The sequence below is a fragment of the Providencia sp. PROV197 genome (genome assembly GCF_028479625.1).
GTDB lineage: Bacteria > Pseudomonadota > Gammaproteobacteria > Enterobacterales > Enterobacteriaceae > Providencia > Providencia vermicola.
The window spans coordinates 1-4,380 of record NZ_JAMPNZ010000047.1 but is presented as its reverse complement, the minus strand read 5'-3'; the positions used below and the strand labels follow the sequence as shown (position 1 = coordinate 4,380).

General features: G+C 38.9%; 3 protein-coding genes, 5 tRNA genes and 1 rRNA gene. 1 reads left to right on the top strand and 8 read right to left on the bottom strand.

From position 1 onward, the window contains the following. Positions 1–119 precede the first annotated feature (119 nt). The 4 genes from PR808_RS20565 to PR808_RS20550 form a co-directional block, all read right to left on the bottom strand. Positions 120–195, bottom strand: a tRNA-Thr gene (locus tag PR808_RS20565). 6 nt (positions 196–201) lie between these two features. Next, positions 202–276, bottom strand: a tRNA-Gly gene (locus tag PR808_RS20560). Positions 277–350: 74 nt separating this feature from the next. Beyond that, a tRNA-Tyr gene (locus PR808_RS20555) sits at positions 351–435 on the bottom strand. Between the two features lie 15 nt (positions 436–450). Continuing rightward, positions 451–526, bottom strand: a tRNA-Thr gene (locus PR808_RS20550). 427 nt (positions 527–953) lie between these two features. Between PR808_RS20550 and coaA the strand changes: the two genes are divergently transcribed. Next, on the top strand, positions 954–1,904 hold the full coding sequence (gene coaA, locus PR808_RS20545; protein WP_272539990.1) for a type I pantothenate kinase: 951 nt from the start codon (positions 954–956) through the stop codon (positions 1,902–1,904). Positions 1,905–1,941: 37 nt separating this feature from the next. Here the strand turns inward: coaA and birA are convergent, their stop codons facing one another. From birA to PR808_RS20525, 4 genes are all read right to left on the bottom strand, one after another. Then, a complete protein-coding gene (birA, locus tag PR808_RS20540; protein WP_272539989.1) occupies positions 1,942–2,916 on the bottom strand; it encodes a bifunctional biotin--[acetyl-CoA-carboxylase] ligase/biotin operon repressor BirA in 975 nt (324 codons plus the stop codon). Beyond that, entirely contained in the window at positions 2,913–3,947 is a 1,035-nt protein-coding gene (gene murB, locus PR808_RS20535) for a UDP-N-acetylmuramate dehydrogenase (protein ID WP_272539988.1), read from the bottom strand. The genes birA and murB overlap by 4 nt, the downstream gene beginning before the upstream one ends. A gap of 176 nt (positions 3,948–4,123) precedes the next feature. Next, positions 4,124–4,239: ribosomal RNA gene (gene rrf / locus PR808_RS20530) — 5S ribosomal RNA — on the bottom strand. A 26-nt stretch (positions 4,240–4,265) separates the two neighbouring features. After that, positions 4,266–4,341: transfer RNA gene (locus PR808_RS20525), tRNA-Thr, on the bottom strand. Positions 4,342–4,380: the final 39 nt, after the last annotated feature.

The window sequence follows — 4,380 nt, the reverse complement described above, 5'->3', positions numbered from 1 at the left end:
TTAGATTGTCCCTCTAAGACACGGAATCGGTGGTTAAACCACATCAACCAAGCAAGAAATTATTTCGCTTGTTTTTTTCAGGAGACAAATCAGGGAGATAATTGAGAACATAAGGGAAGTGGTGCTGATAGGCAGATTCGAACTGCCGACCTCACCCTTACCAAGGGTGTGCTCTACCAACTGAGCCATATCAGCACATCTTGGAGCGGGCAGCGGGAATCGAACCCGCATCATCAGCTTGGAAGGCTGAGGTAATAGCCATTATACGATGCCCGCAATGAACTCGGCTACCTGAGTTATCAGCTGTTAAACTGTTCCTTGAAGTTTCTATAAAGAAATCTTCTTGGAGATGGTGGTGGGAGAAGGATTCGAACCTTCGAAGTCTGTGACGGCAGATTTACAGTCTGCTCCCTTTGGCCGCTTGGGTATCCCACCTATCCAAATTTTTAATGGTGCCGGCACCAAGAGTCGAACTCGGGACCTACTGATTACAAGTCAGTTGCTCTACCAACTGAGCTATGCCGGCATCAAGTGCTGCGCATTCTAGGAAGAGTGAGCGCATGTTGCAACAAAAAAATTTAATTTTTTGTTCGTTTGCTTACATTTTGTTCGCTTTTTGTGATTTTGTTGATTTTTTAACTATTTTGAGATTAAAACATCAACAGTAGCTGTTAACTATAATCCATTATTATTTAGTCCGTAAAGCCCGATAATCGAATCAAAACATTTCAAATGTTATTATTTAGTCCCCATCACATTTTTAGGGCTCTGATTAATCGGTTATTTTCCAAGCGATCACACCTGTTTTTTTTGTGTAATTCAAAAAAAATTCACAAATATTATAAAAAAACCTACGCCTCCCCCCCATCACTCGCTATGATGCTAGCAAATTTTTTGGATACGGGTGTTTAGGCAACCTGTCCAACCTGCATAAAATAGGCAGATGTTGGTTTATGAAAAAGAACGAAAATTTTATTACTACGCCATATTTAGAATTTGATAGAGAACATTGGGCAACACTCCGTGATTCCGTCCCTTTGACATTAACATCCAGTGAGCTTCTCGAGTTAAAAGGGATTAACGAAGAGCTTTCAATGGAAGATGTTATTGAAATTTATCTACCTTTATCGCGCTTATTGAATTTTTATATTAGTTCTAACTTACGTCGTCAGGCTGTCCTAGAGCAGTTTTTAGGAACTAGTGAAGCAAAAGTGCCTTATATCATCGGTATCGCTGGTAGCGTTGCTGTAGGTAAAAGTACAACAGCACGTTTATTACAAGCACTATTAACCCGTTGGCCTGAGCACCGTAAAGTTGATTTAATTACGACTGATGGCTTTCTTCATCCGAACCAAGTATTAAAAGATCGGAATATTATGAAGAAAAAAGGTTTTCCACAGTCTTATGACATGCGAAAACTGGTTAACTTTGTTTCTCAAATTAAATCAGGCGCGCGAAATGTCCGTGCCCCGGTCTATTCCCATCTAACCTACGACATTGTGCCTAACCAAGAACAAGTTATTGATCAGCCTGATATTTTAATTTTGGAAGGACTCAATGTGTTACAAAGTGATATGGACTACCCACAAGATCCACACCATGTATTTGTCTCTGACTTTGTTGATTTCTCAATTTATGTTGATGCAGCTCCTGCTTTATTAAAACAATGGTACATCGGTCGTTTTCTTAAGTTTAGGCAAGGCGCATTCTCCGACCCAGATTCATACTTTCATAGTTATTCTAAATTGAGTGAAGAGGAAGCTGTAAATATTGCAGGTTCTATTTGGGATGAAATTAATGGGCTAAATCTCGAAGAGAATATTTTACCTACCAAAGAGCGTGCAAGCTTAATAATGACAAAAGGTGAAAACCATTCAATTCAAAATGTCAGACTAAGGAAATAAAATCTATATTGGCCGAAATTTTTCGGCCAATTATATATTACTCGTTTGGCCGTAATGATATTTCGCCGCCAATATAAGGAATTATGTCGCCATTATCTTTTTGTAGTAACAATGCACCTTGCTCATTAATTCCACGCTCAACACCAGAAATAATATCATTACCGATCAGTAACTTAACTTTTCTATTTAAAAAATTATCAAGTATAAACCATCTATCCAAAAACGGTTTTAATCCTTCTTTTTCAAATAAAATTAATGAATCTTTTAATGCTTGAATAATATTAGCCGATAATTCATTTCGTTCTATATCTTCAACTTCATCTCTCAAAGATGCCCACTCTTGCGTTATTGCAGTTGTATTTTCAATATTGGTTTTATTCATTCCAATATTAATACCAATACCAATAATAATATGAGCAGCATCACCTGTTTTACCCGTTAATTCAACTAAAATACCTGCAAGCTTTTTATCATTCATATACAGATCATTTGGCCACTTTACCTTTACTTTTTCTTTACTTATTTTGTTTAAAGTTTCCGCAATCACTATTCCAACAACAAGGCTCAAACCAACCGCAGCCGCAGGGCCTTGATCTAACTTCCAATACATAGATAAATACAAGTTACAGCCAAAGGGAGAAATCCATTGACGACCTCTTCTGCCTCGACCTGCACTCTGGTACTCTGCAAGGCAAGTATCTCCCGATGTTAAACTTGGAATGCGTTCAAGCATATACTGATTCGTAGAATCAATAACAGGTTCCACAATGATATTGACACCATTAACGTATTGTTTCATCCTGTCTTTATTCAGTAAATTTATTTGGTAAGGCAGCTTATACCCTTTACTCGTCACCGTTTCGATGTTCAAACCCCATGAGCGTAATGTTTTAATATGTTTATTAATCGCAGCTCGGCTCATGCCAAGTTTGTCGCCGAGTTGCTCGCCCGAGTGTATTTGAGCATCCGATAAAATATCTATCAGCTGTAAAGGGATTGATGTCTCTTTCATTGAATATAATCCATTGCGTTAACCTCACCTTGACGACCAATAAACCGAACTTCAGGTTCTAAAATAATATCAAAACGCTTTGCAACGCTTTGGCTAACGTATTTCGCTAGGTTAACAACATCACCCCCTGTCGCTTCATGTTTATTAATTAAAACAAGCGCCTGCTGAGTGTGAACTGCCGCTCCCCCTATTTCATGCCCTTTCAAACCACACTGGTCAATAAGCCAACCAGCCGCTAATTTCACGCTACCATCGGCTTGGATATATTGAGGACAATTTGGATTTTCTTGCTTAATTTTTGCTGCTTTTTCAGCTGGAATCACAGGATTTTTAAAGAAGCTACCAGCATTACCAGTAACTGCAGGATCAGGCAATTTACTTCTTCGAGTCTGGCACACTGCATCAAAAACTTGCTTAGGTGTTACTGTTTCGGGATTAAACTGTGTTAAGTCACCATAGGTAAGTTTAGGCTGCCATTTTTTTGCGAATTTCAGCCCAACGCTAACAATCACATAACCCTGTTGGTACTCATGTTTAAAAATGCTATCACGGTAACCAAATTGGCACTCACTCGCTGCAATACGCGTTTCTTGATTTGTTTCAAGTGACAGAATATCCACATAATCACAAATATCTTTCAGTTCAACACCATAAGCACCGATGTTTTGAATTGGTGCGGACCCCGCACATCCAGGGATTAAAGCAAGATTCTCCGCACCATAGATACCTTTTTGTAGTAATTTTTCCAGTAATAGATGCCAATTTTCACCTGCCTGAACATGCACATACCAATAATCATCAGACTCTGTAATTTCAATACCTTTTAGCTGATTAATGATAACGACACCGTCAAAGTCCTCTACAAATAAAACATTACTCCCCCCACCAAGCAGCAATACTGGTAAATTATCATTTTTCGCTTTCAGCCATTGTTGATGGAGTGATTGTTTATTCTCTACTATAAAAACTGATAATGCTTTTGCATCAATACCAAAGCTGTTGAATGGTTTGAGTTCAGAAGTTGGATTCATTACTACCTTCAGGAAAAATATAACAATAATGAAGTAAGTCTATCAGCCAGACTTAATCGTGGGTAGCAAGAATAATAAAATAAGATAATTTCGGGATCATTATGGAATGATTTACTTACTTTTCATAAGCGTCAGAAAGCAAAAAGCCACCCATTGGGTGGCTTCTTATATTTAAAACCTAGCAGTTCCCTACTCTCACATGGGGAGACCCCACACTACCATCGGCGCTACGGCGTTTCACTACTGAGTTCGGCATGGGGTCAGGTGGGACCACCGCGCTATTGCCGCTAGGTAAATTCTTTTTAAATGCCGATTATATGGTGCTGATACCCAGATTCGAACTGGGGACCTCACCCTTACCAAGGGTGTGCTCTACCAACTGAGCCATATCAGCAATATGGTGCGGTCAGTTAGTACTGACACAACCTTTAAA

Coding starts and splice junctions, on each gene's coding strand:
- birA (WP_272539989.1), bottom strand. CDS start 2,916: ATGAAAGAGACATCAATCCCTTTACAGCTGATAGATATTTTATCGGAT.
- coaA (WP_272539990.1), top strand. CDS start 954: ATGAAAAAGAACGAAAATTTTATTACTACGCCATATTTAGAATTTGAT.
- murB (WP_272539988.1), bottom strand. CDS start 3,947: ATGAATCCAACTTCTGAACTCAAACCATTCAACAGCTTTGGTATTGAT.